Genomic DNA, 24225 nt, shown 5'->3' with positions numbered 1-24225 from the left:
GAAAACGGGTCAGTTTTGCGATAGGTGTGGACATCTTAGCGCGAGAAGGCGCGGCGCGCCTGCGGCATGATGGTTCCCCGCAACTATTCCTGGAGCTATGTATGCCCGTGCGCGCCTATCTGTATCCGTTTCTGGCCATGCTGCTGTGGGCCGGCAACGTCGTCGTCTCGAAGCTGGCCGCGTCCAGCATCGCCCCCACGGCCATCACCTTTTACCGCCTGGTGCTGGTCTTGCTGGTGATGACGCCGTTTATCGCGCGTCCCCTGTGGCGCAACCGTACCGCCATACGCCGCCAGTGGTGGCAGCTGGCCCTGTGCGGCCTGATGTCGATGGCGCTGTTCCAGAGCCTGTCCTACCGCGCCGCCGAATCGACGACGGCGACGAACATGGCCATCGTCACGGCGCTGGCGCCGCTGATGACGGCCCTGCTCAGCGTGCTGCTGCTGGGCGAGCGCCTGACGGTCGGCATGGCGGCCGGCGGCGTGCTGTCATTTGGCGGCTTGCTGTACCTGGTGGGGCGCGGCGACGTGCTGGCCTTGCTGCATCAAGGTGTGCATGCGGGCGACGCGCTGATGCTGCTGGCCTGCCTGATCTTTGCGCTGTACGGCGTGCTGCTGCGCCGCTGGCGTCTGTCCATTCCCGCCTGGCAAGCCATCTATTGCCAGGCGCTGGCGGCCCTCGCCTGCATGCTGCCGCTGTTCCTGCTGTTGCCGCCCGGCAGCGCCAGGCTCGACGCCACCACCTTGCCGCTGATCGGCTATGCGGGCATCGGCTCGTCCATCGTGCTGTCCTACCTGTGGATCGAAGGGGTCAAGTTGCTGGGACCGAACCGCTGCAGCATCTACGTCAACCTGCTGCCCCTGCTGACGGCCTTGCTGGCCATCGTCTGGCTGCATGAAAGCATGCATATTTATCATGTGGTCGGTGGCGGCATCTCGCTGCTGGGCGTGCTGCTGGCGCAAACGGTGCAGCGCCCCCTGTTTGGCCGCTACCGTCCTGAGGTGTCCGGGATAGGCTGAACGGCCATGCATAATGGCGCTTTTTGGCAGTGGAGTTGGCATGCGGCACACAGTTTTGATGAGCACGATGGCGGCGCTGCTGACGCTGGGCAGCCTGGCGCCGGCACAGGCGGCAACCCCGTTTTACGCGGGTCAAGCGATGGCCTACGCCAGCGCCGTCGAGCGCCGCGATGGGGGCGTGGTGCTGGCTTTCCTGCGGGAAAACGGCGAAGTCAATGGCTACTATTGCCAGTGCAACGGCATCAGCGAAAAGCGCATGAACCTGGACAGGTATGGCCAGGCCAGCATCGCGGCCGTGTTCCAGGTCGACCTCGACAGCGAAGGCGAAACGACGTTCGTGCTCAGCCGCAGCGGCGGCAGTGACAAGCCCTATGGCTTGCACGCCTACCGCTACGAGCGCAGCGGCGGCAAGATGTTCAAGGTGGCGACCCTGCAGCCGGCCCTGGACGCCATCGTGCGCGGCGCCACAACCATGGACGAGGCGCGCGTGCGCGCGGCGCTGGCCTCCCTGCAACTGATCGATTACAGCATCGCCTACGCGCCCACGGGCGTGGCCGAGTTCGACGCCATCGCGCATGGCCATGGCAGCCTGGTCGGCTATTTCAATAGCGATGGTGAATTATTGCCCGGCAAGCCAGCCGACGCTCCCGCGTTTGCCTATAAAAAGACTTTCCAGGAAAAGGATGGCCATTATCTGACCGTCACGTATCTGCTGGGCAAGGGCTGGGAAGGGGGCCGCGCGCCCAGTTATCACGTCAAGTGGATCACGTGGGAGACGCAGCCGCAGCGCTTGACGGGCAGCCAGGATGGGCCCTTCATCGAATACGACGTGAATTGCTGCGCCGGCAGCGTGTTTGCCCGCGGCCTGTATGCGCAGGGCAAGCGCACCGGCGCATGGCACTACGAGGAACCGCACACCATCCGCTCGTCTGGCGCCTTTGTCGACGACAGGGCCGAGGGGCCATGGACGTATGCAAGCGGCGAGGAAACCACCACGGGCAGGATGCGGCGTGGCCAGCGCACGGGGCGCTGGGACGTGCTTCCGGGCGTGGCCGAGTGGCGCGACGAGGGCAAGGGCAACTTCCAGGGCTTCGATACCTATGTCAAGGACAGGCTGGACGGCCCCAGCGAACGCCGTCTCGGCGACGCCGTGCATTGGCAAGGCAATTATGTGCACGGCAAGAAGCAGGGCCAGTGGGTGGAACCCGGTGGTGGCGGCCTGTATGTCGATGACGTCAGGCAGGGGCCGTGGAAGAAGGCTACGCCCGATGGCGGCTGGCAAGTGCTGACCATGCTCGATGGCAAACCAGATGGCACGCTGGCGCAATACGCGGCCAGCGGCCAGCTGGAGCTGGTCGAGCATTACCGCGGCGGTGTGCTCGATGGCACGATGGAAAGTTTTTATCCGGACGGCAAGCGGCGCTACCAGGGCACGTTTGCCGACGGCAAGCGCGACGGGCCGGAAACCGTGTTTTATCCCGATGGCGAGCTGCCGCAATTGCACCGCAACTGGCAGGCGGGCGTGCTGCATGGCGTCAGCACCGAGAATTTTCGGAACGGCAAGCCGAAGCACATTGGCAGCTATCACCTGGGCAAGAAAACGGGACGCCATCAGTGGTTCCGCGACGATGGTCAGTTGACCGATGAAACCATGTATTAAATCGCACTCTGATACAACTGGCATGCTGCAGCAGGGATTCGGCATGCCAGTTTTGCGCAAAAACATCACTCGTTTGTGACAATGCGTGAAAATCCATGCTGGTTATTGCTACTGGTAATCTTTCCCTGTATCTTGCAGTCAGGAAATTAAAAATACCGAAAACCTCAACCCTGTTGATCTGTATTTTGACTCCTGACGATATGAGCGGGCCGCCTTCCCCCCAGCCGCTGTTAACGCTCCATCGACCGAACTTTGTCCTGAACAATTAAGAATTGCCCCGCCCATCTGGCATTTGCCGCGACGCCGTCCGGCAAGCGCAGGCATGGTTGCGCCCCTACCAAGGAAAATTGCATGCTCTCGAATATAACAATAAAAATGCGCCTGATCGCCACCATGAGTGTGCTGGGCTTGCTGATCGCCGTGCTGGGCGCCATGAGCATGATCGGGCTGAAATCGGCCAACAGCAGCCTCAACGAGGTCTACAGCAACCAGCTGGCCTCGATGCAGGCGATTGGCGAGTCGCAGATCTCCCTGGGCCGCGCCCGCTTCACGATGGACCGCGTGATGGTGCATCCCGAGGCCGCCGATGCCAAGGACACCCTGGTACGCGCGGAGCAATTCCTGGAAGCGTCGAACACGGCCTGGAAGCGTTACCTGGCCTTGCCGCAAAGCGCGGAAGAAAAAAGCATGTCGGACGACACGGACAAGAAGCGCGGCGAGTACATCAATAACGGCTTGCTGGCGCTGGACAAGGCTTTGCGCGATGGCAAAATTGAACAAGCCGATGCGCTGATGATGACGGGCCTGTCGCCGCTGTCGCGCGCGCTGGAAGCGTCGGTGGAAACGCTGACCAAGTACCAGGCCAGTTCGGCCGAAAAGATGTATGTCGACAGCCAGGCCCGCTACCACACGCAAGTGACCATGGCCATCATCGGCATGGTGGTGGGCGCCTTGCTGATCATCATTTCCAGCATCCTCTTGCTGCGCGCCATCTTTGGTCCGCTGGACCAGGCCCTGCGCCATTTTGGCGCCATTTCCGATGGCAACCTGGCCAACGACATCGTCATCACGCGCCACGACGAGATGGGCGCCTTGCTGACGGGCTTGAAGCAAATGCAGGAACGCCTGTCGACTACCGTGCGCGGCGTGCGCGACGGCAGCGGCGCCATCGCCACGGCCAGCAATGAAATCGCTTCGGGCAACCTGGATTTGTCGAGCCGCACGGAACAGCAGGCGTCGAGCCTGGAAGAAACGGCGTCGTCGCTGGAAGAGCTGACCTCGACCGTCAAGCAGAACTCCGACAATGCGCGCCAGGCCAACCAGCTGGCCGTTTCCGCCTCGGACGTGGCGGTGAAAGGCGGCGCGCTGGTGGCGCAAGTGGTCGATACCATGGGCACCATCAGCGAATCGTCGAAAAAGATTGCCGACATCATCGGCGTCATCGACGGCATCGCTTTCCAGACGAATATCCTGGCCCTCAACGCGGCCGTGGAAGCGGCGCGCGCCGGCGAACAGGGGCGCGGCTTTGCCGTCGTCGCCACGGAAGTGCGCAACCTGGCGCACCGCTCGGCTTCCGCCGCCAAGGATATCAAGGTGCTCATCGAAGCGTCGGTGCGCAACGTGGGCAACGGCAGCGAACTGGTCACTCAGACGGGCACGACCATGGACGAGATCGTGTCCAGCATCCGCCGCGTGACGGACATCATGGCGGAAATCAGCGCCGCCGGCCGCGAACAGGAATTGGGCATCGGCCAGATCAACCAGGCCGTGGCGGAAATGGATACCGTGACGCAACAGAACGCGGCGCTGGTGGAAGAAGCGGCGGCGGCCTCGGAATCGATGCAGGAGCAGGCGGCCGCGCTGGCCGAGATGGTCAGCATTTTCAAACTCGATGCCGCCCACAGTGGCCCGGCAGCGGCCAAGCCGGCCTTGCGCAAGCCCGTCGTGGCCGCCGGCAGTAGCGCCCTGAAGCGCCCGGCGCTGCGCCTGGCGCCAGCCAGCGCGGCGGCCGCACCCGCACCTGCCGCCGCCAAGCCGCGTCCAGCCAAACCGATGGCTGACAGCAGCGGCGAGTGGGAAGAGTTCTAACTGACTTCTTGCGTGACTACGGTTCCAGGGCCACCTTGCTGCCCTGTTCCTGCAAGCGCGCCGCCTCGGCCAGGGCCTGGGCGCGCGCTTCCTCCGCTGCCTGCTCCGCTTTCTCAAGAGCATCGTGACGCGCCTGCAAGGCGGCACGGGCGCGCACGAAGACGATCTTGATGGCCGCCATCACGGGCACGGACAGGAAGATGCCCACCACGCCACCGAGCTGGTCGCCGGCCAGCAAGCCGACGATCACCATCAGCGGGCTCACTTCCACGCCCTCGCTCATCAGATACGGATTGACGACGTAATCCTGGAACAAGCGGTAGGCGGCGATAAAGCCGATCAGCCAGAACACGTGTTCGTAGCCGCTGAAGCCGGCCACGACGACGGCGATGACGGCGGCCGCCAGCGGGCCGGCAAACGGAATAAATTCCAACAAGGCGGCAGCGCCGGCCAGCAGCAGGCTGTACGGCACGCCCAGCAGGGAAAAGGCGATGCTGTAGGAGACAAACGTGGCGATCGACAGCAGCAGCAGGGCACGCACATAGCGCGACAGCAAGATGTCGAGGTCGTCGATGATGGCGCCCCAGAGTTTCTTGTTGGGACGGTTCAGCAGGGACAGCAAGCCGTCGCGCATGTCCGGGCCTTCCTTGATCAGCAGAAAGCTCAGCACGGGCACCAGCACCAGATAGATCAGGTTGCTGGCCGCATGCATGACGGTCAGGCCCAGTTCTTTTGCCAGCGGCATGGCCTGTCCGGTACCGCTGCTCAGCTGCGTTTGAAGGAAGGACAGCAGGCGCGCGCGCAACGGTTCCATGAATTCCGGCAAAGGAATGCGTTCGGCGAAGTTATTGCCCTTGAGTAGGGTCGGCAACTGATCGCTGAGCTTGATCGCTTCCTCTTCGATCCGCGCCCCGAAGATCGAGCCCAGCACGGCCACCAGCAAGATCACCACCAGGAAGACGATGCCGATATTGGCCGTGCGCGGCAGGCGTTTCGGACCATAGCGCTCCAGCAGCCCGATCAGCGGATACACGAGATAGCTGAAGAAAATGGCAAAGACCACCACGATCAGGGTCGACGAGACCTTGTAAGTGAGGAAGAGCAGGAAGACGATCAGGAATGCCGTCCATACCATCTTGGCGACGCGCAAGTTAAAACCGAACATAAGAGTTCCTTAGGACAGAATGCTACTCAAGCGTGGCTGGCTTGATGAGAGGGGTGGGCAAGGCAGGGACCGGGCAGCGCCGCACGACCGGAAATCATACCGCAAAATGCCAAAATGCCATGCTCTTGTGCGAGGAGGCAATGCTTTCCCCTGTCCGCCCGCGCATTCCCGCTATTTGTTGAGCCAGCTGGCCACGGTGATGAAGACGCCGTTTTCCTTGTCCGGCTCGCGCAAGGTCACCGTGTAGCGGCCGCTGGCATCGCTGCCGGTGAACACGACTTTGTCGTCATAGCCCTTCACTTGCGCGCCCTTGGCCAGCTTGGCGTAGGTGTTCAGCACCCAGTGAAAATCGGCATAGCTGCGCAGGGTGATGTCGGTGTCGGGCGGGGGCGCGTCGCCGGCCTGCGCCTGTTCCGCCGGCGTGCGCATGGGCAAACCCGCCAGCCCTGCCGGCGCAATGCGCTTGCCGCCGCTGGCACTGCCGCACAATTGCGCGTTCGGCAACAGCAGGTGCAGCAGGCTGGCGGGAAAGCCGGGCGGCACGTCGGACGCTGCCCAGCCGGGCTGGCCGGGGCGCGTGGTGACGTATTCCACGGCAGCGATGCCTTGCCGCTGTTCCGGCGCAGCCCGCGCCAGCATGGGCGGCAGCTGCCGCGCCCACACCAGCAGCGGCGCGGCCATCTCGTCCTGGGCGCCCGGCGGTAAAAACACGGTCAGCACGGCGTGCGTGGCGGGCAGGCAGGCGGGTGCGTCATCGCCGGGCACGGGCTGGCAATGGCCGTTGACCAGGCCCAGCGCCAGCAGCTTGCGCTGCGGGTCGAACAGCATGGCGGCGCGTTGCGCGCCGTGCGTGCCGGCGTCGATGGAGGCCAGCACGGAGCGCCCGTCGGGCAGCGTGGTGCGCTGGATATCGTCCAGCGAGTGCATGGCGTCGAGCACCTGGCGCGCGATCAGGACATGACCTTGCGTATAACTGCCGCGCGCATAGCCGAGCAGTTTCAAGACGTCGGCGCGGATCTGCGGATGCTCGCTCAAACGCAGCGGCGGCGACGGCACGGGCACGGTGGCGGCCACGAAGGCGGCGTCATCGAGCGTTTGCGCGTGGAGTGGCGCGCCCAGGGCCGCGCACAGCGACAGCAGGGAAAACAGGGAGCATGTGCGGGAGTTCAATGGCCATCCTTGTCGAGACGCCATGCCGGTCCGGTTGGCGGCACGCGCGGGCCGCGATATTAGCATTCTGTGAGGAAATGGCGTTTTCTCAAGCGGCGTTGAGCACGTAGCGGTTCTTGCCGTTCTTCTTGGCCAGGTACAAGGATTCATCGGCGCGCCGGTAGCTGTGCGACAAGTCGACTTCCTTGAGCAGTTCCGCCACGCCAATGCTGACGGAAACCTTGCGTTCCGCCTCGAACGCCGTTTCGACGCTGTCGACCAGCTGCGCGGCAAAGGCGCAGGCCGCCTGCTTTTCGCCCTGGTAGATGACGGCGAACTCCTCGCCGCCCAGGCGGCCGCACAAATGTTCGCCCGACAGCCGCGCGATCACCTCGGCGATCTTTTTCAGGACTTCATCGCCCGCCTCGTGGCCATACACGTCGTTGATTTTCTTGAAGTCGTCGATGTCGATCATCAGGAAATACGCGGGCGTGCGCGCCGTGTGCTGCAGGGTGCGCGCGCTTTGCGTGAACATGCGACGATTGTTGAGTCCGGTCAAGCCATCCTTGTAGGCCATCGTCGCCAGGTCGCGCTGGGCGCGGTAGTTATGGATGCGCAAGACGAGAAAATAGATGTTCAGCGCCAGGCCGATGATCACGCTGATGGTGACGGCCAGCACGGGCCAATGCTGGTCGGCCTGGCCCGCGTGCACGGGAAACTGCCCCAGCCCCAGGATGGCCCACACGCCCAGCGACACGCCCAGGTAATACGCGATGCCGCTGAAGATGGGCGCCGTCGTCAGGGTGATCATCACGCCCAGCGGCAGCACCCAGAAGGCGGGGTCTTCCGTGCCCAGCATCAGCACGCGAAAGCTGAAACCGATGAACAGCACGCTGATGGTGCCACTGGCGATAATCGCCTGCAGCGACCTGGCATACACCGTCAGCACCAGCCCGACCAGCATGCCCGTCACACCCAGCGCCGCCTGCGCATGATCAAGCGAGGCGCGCGGCAAGGTCAGGCTGAACGTGACCAGCCAGCAAGCCAGGCCAAAGGTCAGGATGGCTATCGAAATGAAATGCAGTTCCTTGAAAAAGCGCTGCTGCTGCTCCCGTTCTCCTGAAAAGAACAGGTAATACAAGGCAGGAGACAGGTTGCGCGAAGTGAACATTGCATTCGTCCAGGCAGACAACAAGCCTTGCGGCAGGGGCGCCTGCCGGCGGCGCTGCGCGGCATGGCGGATGCGCATGAATAAGTTGCGCTCAGGAACTAGTGTAATACTTTCCTAGCGGGAATGGTGACTCGCGTAGGGAAAGGGGCGGCCACTGTCCTGTCGACGCCACAGCGATGTGGGGCGGCGTGGCCAGTCCACTCTGTCAAAGGTCGCGCGCCAGCACCTGGCCCATCAAGTCCTTGCCAAAGCTGTGATGCGCCTCTTCCTCGACCAGCTGAAAGCCGGCCTGATCGTAGATGCGCCGCGCGCCCGTCAGCACGCTGTTGGTCCACAAGACCATTTTCGTGTAGCCCGCCTGGCGGCTGAAGCGCAGGCATTCATCGACCAGGCGGCTGCCGATACCCATGCCACGCGCGCACGGATCGACGTATAGCAGGCGCAGCTTTGCCGTGCTGGCATCCTGGCGCACGATGAAGACGGAACCGACCACCTTGCCATCCTTCTCGGCAATCCAGCAGCGTTCGGCGGCCGGGTCGAATTCCCGCATGAACTTGGCGAGAATGTCGGCGGCCAGTGCCTCATACTCGTTGTTCCAGCCATATTCCTGTGCATACAGCACGGCTTGGCGGTGGATGATCCAGCCCATGTCGCCCGGCTGCGGATTGCGCAGGAGGTAACTGTGTGATGGTGCACCCAGCAGGTTCTCGATCTGCCCCATGGCGGCGACCAGATCCTGTTGCGCCGTCGCTGGCAAGCGTTCCAGCATGGCGGCGACGTCGCGCCGCGACGCCTCGACCAGAGGCGCGAGCGTGTGCTGCCCTGCCTCCGTCAGCTGCAACTGCACCGCGCGCGCATCCGTCGGCGAGCGCGTCTTGGCGACTAGCCCCTGTTTCGTGAACCCGGCAATGACCCGGCTCAGATAGCCCGCGTTCAAGCCCAGTTCGCGGCACAGGTCCGCACTGGTGAGATCGCTCCGGTGCGCCAGTTCATACAGGATGCGCACCTCCGTCAGCGAAAAAGCGCTGTCGAGCAAGTGCTCATGCAGTACGCCAATCTGGTGCGTATAGAAACGGTTAAAACGACGCACGGTGTCCGTGCGTTCGCGGAGTGACTGCGTGGACATGGTGGACTCCAGTTGCTTGCTTATGGCAGATTATTGCTTGCCTAAAGCAACTATGTCAACGTGAAGTTGCGAGGTGGGACCATCCGGCACAATGCGCATGCGCATAAAAATGCGGCCTTGCGAGAGGGCCTACCTCGCGCTTTCCAGGGATTCCACCGTGTCGAAAAGATGCGCCAGCGCGCTTTCCATGGCGCCGGCAGTGGCATTGCCGCTCTGGTTGGTGATGATGAAGACCCCCAGCTGATATTGGGGAACGACGTAGGCGTAGCTTTGCGCACGCGGCACGCCGCCATGGTGCACATAATGCGTGCCCAACTGGCGATTGGTACCGATGTTCCAGAAATAGCCAATGCTGAAGTCGTCCTGAAAGCGTACCAGCGGCGTGTGCGATTCGACGACCGCGGGATGGGCGCCCAGTTGCAGGCGCAGGTACTTCGCCATATCCGGCATCGTCGACTTCAGGTTGCCGGCGGCCCCCCACGGCAGTTGTGGCATCGGTGTCGTGATGACGGGATTGTCGCTGTGGTAGCCGGGCGCCAGCCGGCCGGCTTCCCCGGCCGTGAGTCTCAGCCGGGTATCGTGCATGCCGGCTGTGCGCGCGACGAATTGCGTGAGCAGGACGTCATAGGGCATGCCGTAGATTGTTTCGAGTGCGTGCGCAACGAGTTCGGTACCGGCGCTGGAATATGCGTAGTCCTTGCCAAGCGGACCCTGGATGGTGACGGTGTGCAAGTCCTGCCAGAATTGCCGTTGACCGTAGTTGGCGTAGGCGGCATTGAGCTTGGCCGGCGTGGCGTGTGCGGTGAAATCCTGCAATATGCTGTTCACCTGCAAGGGCAGCATGCCCGGCATGGTGCTGGTGTGCGTGATCAAATGGCGCAAGCGCACCGGCTGCCCCTGCGCCTGCAAGTTCGGGTAGGCGGCCGGCAGGTACTTTTGTATGGGATCGTCGAGCGCAGCCTTGCCGTCAAGCACGGCATTCGCCAGTAGCAGGCCAGCAAAAGTTTTGCTGATTGAGCCGATTTCATACAGTGTCGTATCGGTCGGCGGGTTGGCCTTGCCGCTCTCCAGTTCGCCTTGATGCAGAATGAATTCCTGGCCGCGATAAACGACGGCAATCGAGGTCGCGTGCAGCAGTTCTGACTGCAGCAGGGTGGTCGCGGTCTGCCTCATTGCCGCAGGAATATCAGGTGCGGGTGCCGTGGCTGCGGGCTTGCAAGCTGCCAGCGCTAGTGTCAGTCCAGTGATAATTGCGGCGAATTTTCTCATCATGCGCACCATTAGGGGGGAGGGGAATTCTCGCATAATGGGTTCAGCGGCGACAGAAAAAAGTCACGCGCATGGTTTTGCCAGAGAGTGAGCAGCGCCGCTGGATAAAAAAACGCCACCCGGAGGTGGCGTCTTCTTTTTACGCTGGCTTACACGTCGATATTGCCCGCGCGCAGCGCGTTGTTTTCGATGAAGGCGCGGCGTGGTTCCACGTCGTCGCCCATCAGGGTCGTGAAGATCTGATCGGCCGCAATGGCGTCTTCGATCTGCACTTTCAACAGGCGGCGCACGGTCGGGTCCATCGTCGTTTCCCACAATTGATCCGGGTTCATTTCGCCCAGACCCTTGTAGCGCTGTTTCGAGACGGTGCGCTCGGCTTCGTCGCGCAGCCATTGCATGGCCTGGTGGAAGTCGACCACGGCGATTTCCTTGACGCGCTCGCCTTCGCCGCGGCGCACGAAGGCGCCTTCGCCGATCAGGCCTTCGAAGGTGGCGGCGCCGTTGCTCAGCACGGCGTAGTCCGGGCCTTGCACGAAGTCGGCGTCGATGGCCGTGACCTTGACGTTACCGTGGTGCATGCGCTCGATGCGCAGCATGTGCTTTTCCGACAGGTCGTCGGAGCGCACGTGCACTTGCACGGCGGTATCGTTGATGGCCGCTTGCAGGGCCTGCGCGGATTTTTCCGCCAGTTCCAGGCTCGACAAGTCCAGCTGCACGCCCGTCATGATGGCCGTCAGGGCGGCGCGGTCGATGACGCGCGTCAAACGCGTCATGATGCTGTTCGACAGGTTGAACTTGCGCACCAGCTCGGCCAGGGTCTCGCCGGAAATGCCTTCGGCGCCTTCGCGCGGCACCAGCACGGCCGTGTTCAGGGCCACCGTCATCATGTAGCTGGCTTCTTCGGCGTCATCTTTCAGATAGCGCTCGTCGCGGCCGGCCTTGACCTTGTACAGCGGCGGTTGTGCGATGTAGATGTGGCCGCGCTCGACCAGCTGCGGCATCTGGCGGTAGAACAGGGTCAGCAGCAGGGTGCGGATGTGGGCGCCGTCGACGTCCGCATCGGTCATGATGATGATGCGGTGGTAGCGCAGTTTCTCGACGTTGAATTCATCCGGTCCGATCGAGGTGCCGAGCGTGGCGATCAGGGTGGTGATCTGCTCGGACGACAGCATTTTCTCGAAACGGGCTTTTTCCACGTTCAGCACTTTACCGCGCAGCGGCAGGATCGCCTGGAACTTGCGGTCGCGTCCCTGTTTTGCCGAGCCGCCTGCCGAGTCACCCTCGACGATGTACAGTTCGCACAGGGCGGGGTCTTTTTCCTGGCAATCGGCCAGCTTGGCCGACAGGCCCAGGCCGTCCATGATGCCTTTGCGGCGGGTCAGGTCGCGGGCCTTGCGGGCCGCCTCGCGCGCGCGCGCCGCTTCGACGATCTTGCCGCAAATGATCTTGGCGTCGTTCGGTTTTTCTTGCAGGTAATCGGCGAGGGTCTTGGCGACGATCTCTTCGACGGGGCCGCGCACTTCGGACGACACCAGCTTGTCTTTCGTCTGCGACGAGAATTTCGGTTCCGGCACTTTCACCGACAAGACGCAGGTCAGGCCTTCGCGCATGTCGTCGCCGGAAATTTCCACTTTCGCCTTTTTGGCGAACTCGTGTTCATCGATGTATTTGTTGATGACGCGCGTCATTGCCGCGCGCAGGCCCGTCAGGTGGGTGCCGCCGTCGCGTTGCGGGATGTTGTTCGTGAAGCACAGCACCTGCTCATTGTAGGCATCGTTCCACTGCATCGACACGTCGACCGAGATATTCGTGCCCTGGTCCGACAGGCGCTCGCCCGTGGCCTGGAAAATGGTCGGGTGCAAGACCGACTTGGCCTTGTTGATGTACTCGACGAAGCCGCGCGTGCCGCCTTCGAAGGCGAAGATTTCTTCCTTGCCCGTGCGCTGGTCCGACAGCTTGATGTTGACGCCATTGTTCAGGAAGGACAGTTCGCGGATGCGCTTGGCCAGGATTTCGTAATGGAATTCCACGTGCGTGAAGATTTCCTCGTCGGCCCAGAAGTGCACGTCCGTGCCGCGCTTGTCGGTGTCGCCGATGACCTTGATGGGCGATACGGCCACGCCGTCGCGCATTTCGATTTCACGGTTTTGCGGCACGCCGCGCACGAATTCCATGTAATGCACTTTGCCATCGCGGCGGATGGTCAGTTTCAGCAGTTTCGACAGGCCATTCACGCAGGACACGCCCACGCCGTGCAAGCCGCCCGAGACTTTGTACGAGTTCTGGTCGAACTTGCCGCCCGCGTGCAGTTCCGTCATGACGATTTCCGCTGCCGAACGCTTCGGATCGTGCTTGTCGTCCATTTTCAGGCCGGTCGGCACGCCGCGGCCATTGTCGGTGATCGAGATCGAGTTGTCGCTGTGGATGGTGACGTGGATTTCCGTGCAGTGGCCGGCCAGCGATTCATCGATCGAGTTGTCCAGCACTTCGAATACCAGATGGTGCAAGCCGGTGCCGTCCGAGGTGTCGCCAATGTACATGCCCGGGCGTTTGCGTACGGCTTCCAGGCCTTCCAGGATCTGGATGGAGGCGGCGCCGTATTCTTCCGTTTTGGCCTGGATCGGGGTGTCTTGTGGATTCTCGGACATGGACTGCTTTCTCAATTAACTAGTACTGTTCCGGGGTCAGACCCTGTTGGGTCTGACCCCAGCTTTTCATTGGGTTTCTTGATTGCTTGATATCGCATTTCAACCCAACGGCGAAATGCCGGGGTCGGACCCGACGGGTCCGACCCCTGTTTTAAATGCGCATCGGCATGACGACATACTTGAAGTCGGCGTTGTCCGGGATGGAGATCAGGGCGGACGAGTTCGAGTCGCCCAGCGCGATGTTGACGTACTCGCATTTCAGGTTGTTCAGCACGTCCAGCAGATACGTCACGTTGAAGCCGATGTCGACGGAATCGCCGCCGTAGTCGATTTCCAGCTCTTCCACGGCTTCTTCCTGGTCCGCATTGGTCGAACTGATCTTCATGCTGCCCGGGGTGATGATGCAGCGCACGCCCTTGAACTTGTCGCTGGTCATGATGGCGGCCCGTTGCAGCGAACGCAGCAGCTCATCGCGGCCGATCGTGAAGTCGTTCTTGTAACCTTTAGGAATCACGCGCGTGTAGTCGGGGAACTTGCCTTCCACCAGCTTCGAGATCAGCTCGATGTCGGCGAAGGTCAGCTTCACCTGGTTGGCGGCGATGTCCAGCTGCACTGGCTCATCGTTCTCTTCCAGCAGGCGCTGCAGTTCTATGATGGTCTTGCGCGGGATAATCACTTCCTGGCGCGCGAAGGTCTGTTCGGTGGCGACCTGGCAAAACGCCAGGCGGTGGCCGTCGGTGGCCACGGCGATGACATTATTGCCATCCAATACCAGCAGCAAGCCGTTCAGGTAATAGCGGATGTCTTGCTGCGCCATCGAGAAATGCACCATGTTGAACAGGTGCTTCAGCGTTTTCTGCGGCAGGGTGACGGTCGCGTTGTAGCTTTCCGCTTGTTGCACGGTTGGAAACTCTTCCGCCGCCAGGGTTTGCAGCGCGAAGCGCGACTTGCCCGTTTGCACGGTCAGGCGCTTGTTCAGCAGGGTCATCGTGACGTCGCCCGATTCGGGCAGGGCGCGCAGGATGTCGAGCAGCTTGCGCGCGGCCACGGTGGTGCCGGTGACGTCCGCGCCGGAGCCGATTTCCGCGTGCGTGGTGATCTGCACTTCGGTGTCGGTCGACAGGAAGGAGACATTTTCACCGTCTTTGCGGATGAGGATATTGGCCAGAATCGGCATAGTGTGCCGACGCTCGACAATACCGCTCACGATCTGCAGTGGCCGGAGAAGGGTATCTCGGGTGGTTTTGACCAATTGCATATTTATCCTCAATGTATAGGTTGAACAGTACGACGTTTAACGTATTAATTTAACAATTCTTGCCATGGGGAGCCCCGACAGACCGGCTGCGGCGCCCTCCCAGATAATAAGGGTAAAGCACGTTTTGAGCCAGTCTTGCCCAAGCGGCGCTTAACCTTTTAGTGTTTGCTCCAGCACATGCAATTCATGGTTGCATTCCGGATTCTTGGTACGGTCCAGCGCGATCTTGCGCACGGCATGCAGCACCGTGGTGTGGTCGCGGCCGCCGAACAGCTCGCCGATTTCCGGCAGGCTCTTCTGTGTCAATTCCTTGGCCAGGTACATGGCGATCTGGCGCGGCCGGGCGATATTCGCGGGGCGGCGCTTCGAATACATGTCGGCAACCTTGATATTGAAGAAGTCGGCCACCGTTTTCTGGATGTTTTCCACGGAAATCTGGCGGTTCTGCACCGACAGCAAGTCCTTCAGGGCTTCCTTGACGATATCAATCGTTATATCTTTGCCATGGAAACGCGAGTACGCGAGGATCTTGCGCAGCGCGCCTTCCAGCTCGCGCACGTTCGAGCGCAAGTGCTTGGCGACAAAGAACGCCACGTCGTCGGAGAAGGTCACGCCTTCCTGCTTGGCTTTTTTCAGCAGAATCGCCACGCGCATTTCCAGTTCCGGCGGTTCGATGGCCACCGTCAGGCCCGAGTCGAAGCGCGAGATCAGGCGGTCGTCCATGCCCGTGATTTCCTTCGGATACGTATCCGAGGTGATGATGATTTGTTTCTTCGCGGCAATTAATGCCTCGAACGCATAGAAAAACTCTTCCTGCGTGCGGCTCTTGCCGCCAAAGAACTGGATATCATCGATCAGCAGCATGTCGAGCGAGTGATAGTAGTGCTTGAAATCGTCGAAACCCTTGCGCTGGTAAGCGGTCACGACGTCGCGCACATACTGTTCCGCGTGGATGTAGCGGATTTTCGCGCCCGGGTTGTCGGCCATTACCTGGTTGCCGATGGCGTGGATCAAGTGGGTCTTGCCGAGGCCGACGCCGCCGTAGAAGAACAGCGGGTTGTACGACACGCCCGGGTTGTTCGCCACCTGGATGGCGGCGGCGCGCGCCAGCTGGTTGGCTTTACCCGTCACGAAGCTGTCGAAGGTCAGGTCGGTGTTGATGCGGCTCTGCTCGCGCCGTGGCGCGGCGCCGATGCTCAGTTCCGGCACGCTCGGCTGCGGCTCCGCGGCGCGCGCGCTGGGCGCGCCGCCATTCGGATCGCTGGCCGGGGTGCTGGTGGTCACGGGCTTCTTCGGCAGGGCCAGGCGCGGGTCGAGCACGAACTGCACGTCCGTCGGCGCTTCGAAGTATTGAATGGCCAGGGCCGTGATGCGGCTGGCGAACTGGGTCTTGACCCAATCGAGCTTGAAGCGATTGGGCGCAGCAATGCGCAGCTTGCCCTCTTCGTAATCGAGAGGGATAAGCGGTTTGATCCACGCACTGAATTGTTGCGGTGTCAGCTCCAGTTCCAACTGCGCGGAACAGGCCTGCCAGAAATTATCCATGTATGTCTATGTGAAAAGGTGTGGGAGGGCGTATCGATTCTGCCCTGCGTTCACCGTGTTGCAAGGCCGGCGTCGCGCGAGGGCTCGCCACACGTAACGCGCTATTCTACTCCCGACTGCGAAAGTTATCCACAGGCACGGCTGTTATTTTTGTGTGGCGGGGTGGGGCGCCGTGTGCATAAGCCTGGACTTATCCCCCGGTTATCCCGTTGCAGGCAGTGCTGGTGCGGCCTCTGGCGCAGACGGGGAGCGGCGCGCAAATTTCCAGGCGATCACGGCAATCCTTGACAAGAGGGGGGCATATGCTGAATAATTCAGGGTTCCCCGCCCGTATTCCGTGTTTATTCATTTGGAACGACAATATGGACTAAGCGTGGATTAACGACGCAGTACCAAATCGTAGCGAGCGGTGATGAGTTGTGGCTGAGGCGCGCAACTGTGCGAAGGCACAGTGAGCACCGGAGGCCGCAAATCGCTCCGCGTAGTAGATTTGGTGCGCGTTCCAGCGGGCGATGAGATTGGCCAGCTTGTGCCTTGGCATAAGTGCGCGATTGTCATTGGCACCAAAAACTGACGGGACGTCAGACCCGATTTTGCATTTTTTTTGTTTTTAGCGAGACCAACATGAAACGTACTTACCAACCTTCCGTCGTTCGCCGCAAGCGTACGCACGGCTTCCGCGCTCGTATGGCTACCCGTGGTGGCCGTGATGTGCTCAACGCACGTCGCGCAAAGGGCCGCAAACGTCTGGCCGTCTAGGCTTGTCGTTGACAGCTGATCGCGTGGCTAGCTGTACTCCAGTCGGCAATCAACGCGAAGGTTCACACGACTTCGCGCGCTTTCGGCGTATCGTTAAAACGGATGAATTTTCATCCGTTTTTCGTTTGCGCCCTTCGCAAAAAACAGCGCATTTTGTGCTGTACACCCGACACAATCAATTGCCGCATGCGCGGCTGGGCGTCGTTGTGGCCAAGCGTTTCGCGCCCCGCGCGGCGACCCGCAACACGATCAAGCGCGTGACGCGCGAGCTGTTTCGCAACAGCGCGCTGCCGCCGGTCGACTGTGTGGTGCGCCTGTCGCGCGCCGTCAACAGCAAGGATGGTCCGGCCACCACGACCCAGCTCAAAGCCGAGCTGCGTGAAGAATTGAGCCGCCTGTTCGCAGGGCAAATCGCCGCCCAGGCCCGTTCTGTTGCTGCGCCACCACCTTCCGCGCCATGAAAACCCTGCTGCTGTTCCTGTTGCGTGCTTATCAGTTGCTGATCAGCCCCGTGCTGGGACAGAATTGCCGTTTCTATCCGAGCTGTTCGCATTACGCGATGGAAGCGTTGCGCGTGCACGGCGCCGCCAAGGGCAGCCTGCTGGCTGCCAAGCGCGTGTGCCGCTGCCACCCCTGGAATGAAGGGGGCGTCGACCCGGTGCCGCCGGCCGATTGCAAACAATCTTCAACGACCGCTTGCGGTTGCAACCACTCCTGACAAATACCCTAATGGATATCAATAAACGTACCATCCTGTGGATCGTGTTTTCCGTCTCGCTGGTAATTCTCTGGAACGAATGGATGATCTCGAACGGCAAGCCGTCGATGTTCTCCGCGAACACGGAACAAACCGCCAAGGCGCCTGTGACCCCGGCCAAGACGGCCGCTCTGCCAGCCGCCGGCGCGACCGCCGTGCCTGGCGAAGTGACCGATCCCGCCGCCTTCAAGCGCGAAGTGATTACCATCACCACCGACGTCATCAAGGTCGATATCGACACCCTGGGCGGCCAGGTCAAGCGTCTGGAATTGCTGAAATTCAAGGGCGCGGGTAATCCGGGCTGGTTTGGCGGCTGCTTCGGCCTGTTCAAATGGTGCCAGCCGGATGAAGGCAAGCAAAACGAAGTGCTGTTCGACGAAGGCGCGAACCACACCTACCTGGCGCAGTCGGGCCTGGTTGGCGGTCCTTTCCCTACCCATGCGAGCGGTTTCACCGTGCAGCCTGGCGTGCGCACCCTGGGTGACGGCAAGCAAGTGCAACTGGTGATGGAAGCGGTCGAAGGCGGCGTCAAGCTGACCAAGACGTTTACCTTCAAGCGCGGCGACTACGTCATCGACGTGCGCCACGACGTGGCCAACGTGGGCGAGGCTCCCGTCACGCCACAGCTGTACCTGCAACTGACGCATGACGGCAACAAGCCCGTCGGCGACTCGTTCTTCAACAGCAGCTTCACGGGCCCGACCCTGTACACGCCGCAAGACAAGTACCAGAAGCTGACGTTCGAGAAAATCGAAAAAGCCGCGGTGGAAGACGAGAAGAAGGGCAACGACAATGCCATGAAGGCGCTGCATCCGCAGACGGCGAATGGCGGCTGGTTCGCCATTTCGCAGCATTTCTTCGTCTCCGCCTTTGTTCCGCCTGAAAACGCCAAGCGCGACATCTTCACGAAGAAGGTCGGCACCAACCTGTACGCCATCGGCAACGTGCTGCCCTTGCCAACCCTGGCGCCGGGCGCCTCGGCCAGCATGGACAGCAAGCTGTACTCGGGTCCGCAAATCGCCCACCTGCTCGAAGCCGTCTCGCCTGGCCTGGAACTGGTCAAGGATTATGGCTGGCTGACCATCATCGCCAAGCCGATCTTCTGGGTCATGGAACATATCCATAGCGTCCTGGGCAACTGGGGCTGGACCATCATCGCCTTCACCATCCTGATCAAGCTGGCGTTCTTCCCCCTGTCGGCTGCGGGCTACCGCAGCATGGCCAAGATGAAACTGGTCACGCCGAAGATGCAAGCCATCCGCGAGCGCTACAAGGGCGATCCGCAAAAGATGAACCAGGCAACGATGGAGCTGTACAAGACGGAAAAAATCAATCCGCTGGGCGGCTGCCTGCCGATCCTGATCCAGATGCCCGTGTTTATCGCCCTGTACTGGGTGCTGAACGCGTCCGTGGAAATCCGCGGCGCGCCATGGATCGGCTGGATCACCGACCTGGCCCAGCATGACCCATGGTGCATCCTGCCGGTGCTGTACGCGATCTCGATGTACATCACGACCAAGCTGAACCCGGCCCCGGCCGATCCGATGCAGGCGAAGATGATGCTGTTCATGCCACTGGCATTCTCGGTGATGTTCTTCTTCTTCCCGTCGGGCTTGGTACTCTACTGGGTCGTCAACAACGTCCTGTCGATTGGCCAGCAATGGGTGATCACCAAGAAATACGCGGTCGCCGCCAAGTAATTCCGGCCTGCGAACAGAAAGCCCGCCTCGCGCGGGCTTTTTTTTTGACATCGTACCCACTGGGCCCGATGTCAAAAAAGGTGGGTTTTGCCGGTTTTCCACAGACCTCCCTTTTCATGTGCGCCCGGTTTGTCGCTGACAATAGCGCGGCCCCTGCAGCCTTCCCCGAATACACTACAATTACGCCATGAAACTCGACTCTTCCCCTATCGCCGCCATCGCCACCGCTCCCGGACGCGGCGGCATCGGCGTGGTACGCGCCTCCGGCAAAAACCTCGCCCCCCTGATGACGGCCCTGTTCGGCGCGCAAACGCTGAAACCGCGCCACGCCACCTATCTGCCGTTTACGGAAGCCGATGGCGCCATCATCGACCAGGGCATCGCCATCCACTTCAAGGGCCCGCATTCGTACACGGGCGAAGACGTGCTGGAATTGCAGGGCCATGGCGGCCCCATCGTCCTGCAACTGCTGCTGGCGCGCGTGCTCGAAGCGGGCAAGGACAGCGGCTTGCGCCTGGCCGAGCCGGGCGAATTCACGCGCCGCGCTTTCCTGAACGACAAGCTGGACCTGGCGCAGGCGGAAGCCGTGGCCGACCTGATCGACGCGTCCACGGAAGCGGCGGCCAAGTCCGCCTCGCAATCGCTGTCGGGCGCGTTCTCGAACACGATCCACGCGCTGGTGGAACAGGTGACGGGGTTGCGCATGCTGGTCGAGGCGACCCTGGATTTTCCGGAGGAAGAAATCGATTTCCTGGAAAAATCGAACGCGCGCGGCCAGTTGAAAGCCGTGATCGAAGCCTTGAATAAAGTGTTTGCCCAGGCGGCGCAGGGCGCGCTGCTGCGCGAAGGCCTGAACGTGGTGCTGGCGGGCCAGCCCAACGTCGGTAAGTCGTCCTTGCTGAACGCGCTGGCGGGCGCGGACGTGGCGATCGTCACGCCGATCGCCGGCACCACGCGCGACAAGGTCAGCGAAACCATCCAGATCGAAGGCATTCCCCTCAACATCATCGACACGGCCGGCATCCGCAGCGCGGGCGACACCGTCGACGCCGTCGAGCGCATCGGCATCGAACGCACCTGGGGCGAGATCGGCAAGGCGGACGTGATCCTGCACCTGCTCGACGCCGACCACGGTCCCACCCTGGCCGATGAAACCATCGTCGCCGCCTTCCCCGAAGGCGTGCCCGTGGTGCGCGTGTGGAACAAGATTGACCTGTCCGGCCACAAGGCCAGCGTCGACAACTTGCCCGACGCCACCCACGTCTACCTGTCGGCGCACGAACATATCGGCATCGACTTGCTGCGCGCGGAACTGTTGCGCATCGCCGGCTGGCAGCAGACGGGCGAATCGCTGTACCTGGCGCGCGAACGCCATTTGATCGCCTTGAAATCGGCTGGCAAGCACCTGAATATCGCCGCCGAGCACGCGGCGCAGGATGACCAGTCGCTGGACCTGTTCGCCGAGGAACTGCGCCTGGCGCAGGTGCAACTGTCGAGCATCACGGGCGAGTTCTCGCCGGACGATCTGCTGGGCGTGATCTTCAGCCGTTTCTGTATCGGCAAATAAGCGGGCGCGCCATGAGAATCCTCATCGCTGGCGTACTGTGCTGTCTGCCCTTGCTGGCGCCGGCACAGGAAAAGCTGCCGCGCGACGTGGCGCGGTTCATTGCGCAGGCGCAAACGTGCGAGCATTTTGCCGGCGAGTGGGATGACAACGACAAGGCGCGGCAGCGCGAGATCATCGCGGCCGTGGACGATTCCTGCGGCCAGGCGCAGCGGCAGTGGCGGCGGCTCTCCGCCAAGTATGCCAAGCAGCCGCGGCTGCGGAAAGTCATCGATGAGCAAGCCAATGATGCGGTGCGCAGCTACCGGAAGTCACGCTAGCCTCTGCCCCGTTGAGAAATGTCATGGAGTCCAAACTGCGCTGACGTAATCTTGCTGAGCGGCCTTGAAGTGCCGCTAGGAAAGGAAGCGCCATGGACAGCAAACAGCCGGATGTCGTGGAAGGCGGGACGGAGGTGGTGGCGCGGCCATTGCCGGCCATGCCGGAATTGATCGCCTCCTTGCCGCCGAAAGGCGCGTGCTGGTATTGCGACAAGCCGCTCGATGCCGTGCGCCGCTTTTGCGGCAAGACCTGTGGCATGGCTTACGCGGAAGAGGCGCAGTACAACCCTTGAATTCGGTCGCTAGCGCCGCCGCAGCAGCGCCGCCAGGGCGCCGTCGAAGTCGAACTCGTGCGCGGCGGCGGCCACTTCCTGGTACACCGTCACGCCCAGGCTGGCGGCGAGCAGGCTGGCCGAATTTTCGAGGATGTCGATGGCCGCGCCGTCGCCTTCGCGCAAATGGCTGGCCAGGCGCGCCAGCAGCAGCTGGATGGCGGGCGCGGCCGGGTCGGGCGCCACGTCCTGCGCCGCCGTGTGGGTTGCCTCCGGCGTGCCCAGCATGCTGCTGACGGCTCCGAGCAATTGATCCTGTGCCAGTTCCAGCTGCAGCATTTGCTGTGCCAGGTCGGGCGCCTGCGCGCGCAGCGCCGATTCCAGCGTTTCCGACAGGCTGTGTACATGGCGCGCGCCGATCATGCCGGCGGCGCCTTTCAGCGTATGCGCCTTCAGGCGTGCCGAACTGTAATTGCCGGCGTCGAACTCGGCGCGGATCTGGCACGGCGTGGTGCCGTGGTCGTGCAAGAAGCGGCGCAGGATTTTCAGATACAGCAGGCGGTCGCCCATGATACGGCCCAGTCCGTTCTCGACATCGAGAATGCGGACCATGTCGGAAGCCGCCAGGGCGGCCTCATCATCGCAAGTGGCGTGTGGTTTCAGCATGCTGTGCAGAGCGCCCCAAAACTTGTCAATTGCCGTAAAGCAGGAATAGCTATTTTACATCCAGTCGTCCTCGACGCTGCGTCCGCTTGGCAGGGCGGGCCAGCCTAGCGCGTGGTGAATGACCAGCTGCGCGTGACGTCCGCGCCACTGACTTTGCCGATGAAACTCACATCATAGGTCGTGTTCGCCAGCAAGGGCGCCAGTGGAATGATGGCGGCGACCGAACGCGCGGTATTGATGGGGTCCGTGCTCTTGGTGAGCAGGCGTACCGTCAGGTCCGTGCCGCTCCCGTGCTGGCGCACGGTGAAGGCGGTCACGCTGAGCGTGGCGTCGAAATTCGCATGGACGCTGATGGGGTAGCCGACCACGTCCTGGTTGGGCACGGGATCCGGTGTCTCTTCATTGCTGGAGAAACTGGTGGCGACCTTGACTTGTCCGTTGAAGGGATAGGTGATGACCTGTCCGGTGGGCAGGCCGAGACCGTAGCGGCTATTGCCGGCCAGGTCGGTGGTGAAGTAGGCGTAGCCGCTGCTGTTGACGGCCGAGCCGGCGCCGCCTTCCTTGAACAGTGGTTCAAAGATGACGAAGCGGTGATAGATGGCCGTGATCAGGTTTTCCGCCATGTAGAAGCCGGAGTTGGTCGCCACGCCAGCGATGACCTCGCCCCAGACGGACGTGATGGCATAGCCTGATTTGATGATGCGGTCGTAGGGCGCCACTCCCGTAAAGCCCGGCTTGCCCTGGATTTGCTCGTGCGCTACCAAATTATTGATGTTCAGGTACGATGTGTGGCCTTGTGCCGCGCTGTCGATCAGGCTATTGCGCACCAGCGGCGCCAGGCCGACCTGGCTGCGCCGGTAGTTGATCCAGTTGAAGCCGTCCGTGGCGATATTGTTGCTCAGGACGGGGGCGCCAGGTTCCTGGGTCAGCTGGCCGGCGGGTGTCGAGGTGAGTTGTGCGGCATTGTTGCCGCTGTCGCCACCACCGCCGCAAGCGCTCAGCAGTACTGCGGCCAGAAGGGCGGGGACATAATGTTTCCAACGCAGTGACAAGGCAATCAAGCTGACTCCTGTATAAATGTTGTGGGGCCGCCGTGCTGCCCCGGAATCGATTCTAAGGCATTTTTATGTGCCGTAGAGCACTAGTGAAAAGATATGTCGCGCGCCGGTGCAGGGGGGCGAGCGTCGCCGCACAGGGTAGAATGAGCATAGTGCATCGTGCGCCGCCGCGCTGTTTTATTCCCGAATTCTTTGATTGCCCATAATTTGAACACTTTGCCCAAGTCGCGCCTGCAGCGCGCCAAATACGCCCTGCCCAGCATGGTGACGTTGCTGTCGATCGCTTGCGGCTTTGCCAGCATCGTCATTTCCGTCGATAACGCCACTGTCGGTGACGCCGATGCCTACCGCCTGGCCGCGGCCCTGCTGGTCCTGGCCGGCGTGTTCGACGCGCTGGACGGCTACGTGGCCCGCCTGACGGGCACCAGTTCGCAGTTCGGCGTGCAGCTCGATTCCATTGCCGACGTGATGAATTTCGGCTGCGCCCCGGCGGTCTTGTTGTATTGCTACGGCTTCGTGCAGATGGGCGTGCACGATCCGCTGCTGCTGCGCTTTGGCGGCATGGCCAGCTTCTTCTTCGTGGCCTGCGGCGCCATGCGCCTGGCGCGCTTCAATGTGAACGTGGGCCGTACCGACCCCCTTTATTTTGTCGGCATGCCGATCACGGCTGGCGCCGCCTGCGTGGCGGCCGTGGTGGTGGCCTGGCCCGCGCCCATCGATTCCATGCTGCACAGCTATCTGCTGATGCTGCTGCTCGTCGGCGTGGGCAGCCTGATGGTGTCGACCTTGCGCTTCCCTAGCTCCAAGCAAAAGAAAAGCCTGGCCGCGCTGCTGGTGCTGATCGTCGCCATCGCCCTGCTGGTGTGGCTGAAGACGAGTTTCTTCGCCCTGTTCTTCGCCGTCTACATCGCCGCCACCCTGGCCTTGAACCTGGCGTGGCACCTGGGCTGGCGCGGTATTGCCTTGCCGCAGGTGTTCAACGATCCGGACGAAATCGACTAGAACGCCTAACAACCTACTGCGCGTCGCGA

21 protein-coding genes are annotated in these 24225 nt (G+C 61.9%); 11 read left to right on the top strand and 10 right to left on the bottom strand.

The genetic code is table 11. From position 1 onward, the window contains the following. The first annotated feature begins 101 nt into the window (after positions 1-101). From BM193_RS23060 to BM193_RS23050, 3 genes are all read left to right on the top strand, one after another. On the top strand, positions 102-1019 hold the full coding sequence (locus BM193_RS23060) for a DMT family transporter (RefSeq protein ID WP_092801297.1): 918 nt from the start codon (positions 102-104) through the stop codon (positions 1017-1019). A gap of 40 nt (positions 1020-1059) precedes the next feature. Beyond that, positions 1060-2679 (top strand): hypothetical protein, encoded by a 1620-nt coding sequence (locus tag BM193_RS23055; protein ID WP_139176296.1) that lies wholly within the window; start codon positions 1060-1062, stop codon positions 2677-2679. Between the two features lie 351 nt (positions 2680-3030). Continuing rightward, positions 3031-4767 (top strand): methyl-accepting chemotaxis protein, encoded by a 1737-nt coding sequence (locus BM193_RS23050; protein WP_092801291.1) that lies wholly within the window; start codon positions 3031-3033, stop codon positions 4765-4767. A 16-nt stretch (positions 4768-4783) separates the two neighbouring features. Here BM193_RS23050 and BM193_RS23045 read toward each other — a convergent pair whose 3' ends face one another. The 8 genes from BM193_RS23045 to dnaA all read right to left on the bottom strand — a co-directional run bounded on the left by BM193_RS23045 (position 4784) and on the right by dnaA (position 16098). Then, entirely contained in the window at positions 4784-5932 is a 1149-nt protein-coding gene (locus BM193_RS23045) for an AI-2E family transporter (protein ID WP_092801288.1), read from the bottom strand. Between the two features lie 171 nt (positions 5933-6103). Then, positions 6104-7102: a hypothetical protein gene (locus BM193_RS23040; protein ID WP_092801285.1), complete on the bottom strand. Its 999-nt coding sequence runs from the start codon at positions 7100-7102 to the stop codon at positions 6104-6106. Between the two features lie 88 nt (positions 7103-7190). Next, on the bottom strand, positions 7191-8330 hold the full coding sequence (locus tag BM193_RS23035) for a GGDEF domain-containing protein (RefSeq protein ID WP_092801282.1): 1140 nt from the start codon (positions 8328-8330) through the stop codon (positions 7191-7193). A 127-nt stretch (positions 8331-8457) separates the two neighbouring features. Beyond that, positions 8458-9378 (bottom strand): bifunctional helix-turn-helix transcriptional regulator/GNAT family N-acetyltransferase, encoded by a 921-nt coding sequence (locus BM193_RS23030; RefSeq protein ID WP_092801279.1) that lies wholly within the window; start codon positions 9376-9378, stop codon positions 8458-8460. 129 nt (positions 9379-9507) lie between these two features. Beyond that, positions 9508-10650, bottom strand: a complete 1143-nt coding sequence (locus tag BM193_RS23025) for a serine hydrolase domain-containing protein (RefSeq protein ID WP_217638515.1) — start codon at positions 10648-10650, stop codon at positions 9508-9510. A 146-nt stretch (positions 10651-10796) separates the two neighbouring features. Next, positions 10797-13295: a DNA topoisomerase (ATP-hydrolyzing) subunit B gene (gene gyrB / locus BM193_RS23020; protein WP_092801276.1), complete on the bottom strand. Its 2499-nt coding sequence runs from the start codon at positions 13293-13295 to the stop codon at positions 10797-10799. 151 nt (positions 13296-13446) lie between these two features. Beyond that, positions 13447-14553, bottom strand: a complete 1107-nt coding sequence (gene dnaN / locus BM193_RS23015) for a DNA polymerase III subunit beta (protein ID WP_092801273.1) — start codon at positions 14551-14553, stop codon at positions 13447-13449. Between the two features lie 150 nt (positions 14554-14703). Next, positions 14704-16098 carry a chromosomal replication initiator protein DnaA gene (gene dnaA, locus BM193_RS23010; protein ID WP_092801270.1) on the bottom strand — a complete coding sequence of 465 codons (1395 nt, stop codon included), beginning with the start codon at positions 16096-16098 and terminating at the stop codon, positions 14704-14706. 624 nt (positions 16099-16722) lie between these two features. On the opposite strand from dnaA, the gene rpmH reads away from it, so the two are divergent. The 7 genes from rpmH to BM193_RS22975 all read left to right on the top strand — a co-directional run bounded on the left by rpmH (position 16723) and on the right by BM193_RS22975 (position 21491). Further along, positions 16723-16857 carry a 50S ribosomal protein L34 gene (gene rpmH / locus BM193_RS23005; RefSeq protein WP_010401996.1) on the top strand — a complete coding sequence of 45 codons (135 nt, stop codon included), beginning with the start codon at positions 16723-16725 and terminating at the stop codon, positions 16855-16857. 8 nt (positions 16858-16865) lie between these two features. Continuing rightward, the gene (gene rnpA, locus BM193_RS23000) at positions 16866-17318 is read left to right on the top strand and encodes a ribonuclease P protein component (protein WP_254786383.1); all 453 of its coding nucleotides are present in this window, start codon (positions 16866-16868) and stop codon (positions 17316-17318) included. Beyond that, complete coding sequence (gene yidD, locus BM193_RS22995; protein WP_092801264.1) at positions 17315-17575, top strand: membrane protein insertion efficiency factor YidD; 261 nt, start codon at positions 17315-17317, stop codon at positions 17573-17575. The genes rnpA and yidD overlap by 4 nt, the downstream gene beginning before the upstream one ends. A gap of 11 nt (positions 17576-17586) precedes the next feature. Continuing rightward, entirely contained in the window at positions 17587-19314 is a 1728-nt protein-coding gene (gene yidC / locus BM193_RS22990; RefSeq protein ID WP_092801261.1) for a membrane protein insertase YidC, read from the top strand. A 187-nt stretch (positions 19315-19501) separates the two neighbouring features. Beyond that, positions 19502-20881, top strand: coding sequence for a tRNA uridine-5-carboxymethylaminomethyl(34) synthesis GTPase MnmE (gene mnmE, locus BM193_RS22985; protein WP_092801258.1), 1380 nt, complete (start codon positions 19502-19504; stop codon positions 20879-20881). 11 nt (positions 20882-20892) lie between these two features. Further along, entirely contained in the window at positions 20893-21198 is a 306-nt protein-coding gene (locus BM193_RS22980; protein ID WP_139176294.1) for a hypothetical protein, read from the top strand. A gap of 92 nt (positions 21199-21290) precedes the next feature. Beyond that, on the top strand, positions 21291-21491 hold the full coding sequence (locus BM193_RS22975) for a hypothetical protein (protein WP_092801252.1): 201 nt from the start codon (positions 21291-21293) through the stop codon (positions 21489-21491). A 9-nt stretch (positions 21492-21500) separates the two neighbouring features. Here BM193_RS22975 and BM193_RS22970 read toward each other — a convergent pair whose 3' ends face one another. Continuing rightward, positions 21501-22136 carry an Hpt domain-containing protein gene (locus tag BM193_RS22970; protein WP_092801249.1) on the bottom strand — a complete coding sequence of 212 codons (636 nt, stop codon included), beginning with the start codon at positions 22134-22136 and terminating at the stop codon, positions 21501-21503. A gap of 104 nt (positions 22137-22240) precedes the next feature. Continuing rightward, a complete protein-coding gene (locus tag BM193_RS22965; protein WP_368087099.1) occupies positions 22241-23197 on the bottom strand; it encodes a CAP domain-containing protein in 957 nt (318 codons plus the stop codon). 213 nt (positions 23198-23410) lie between these two features. On the opposite strand from BM193_RS22965, the gene pssA reads away from it, so the two are divergent. Continuing rightward, the gene (gene pssA / locus BM193_RS22960) at positions 23411-24196 is read left to right on the top strand and encodes a CDP-diacylglycerol--serine O-phosphatidyltransferase (RefSeq protein WP_092801246.1); all 786 of its coding nucleotides are present in this window, start codon (positions 23411-23413) and stop codon (positions 24194-24196) included. Positions 24197-24225: the final 29 nt, after the last annotated feature.

The organism is Janthinobacterium sp. 344 (assembly GCF_900112025.1).
In the GTDB taxonomy this organism is placed as follows: Bacteria; Pseudomonadota; Gammaproteobacteria; order Burkholderiales; family Burkholderiaceae_D; genus Janthinobacterium.
Note: the sequence above shows the minus strand (reverse complement) of the source record. Positions and strands in the feature narration are given on the sequence as shown.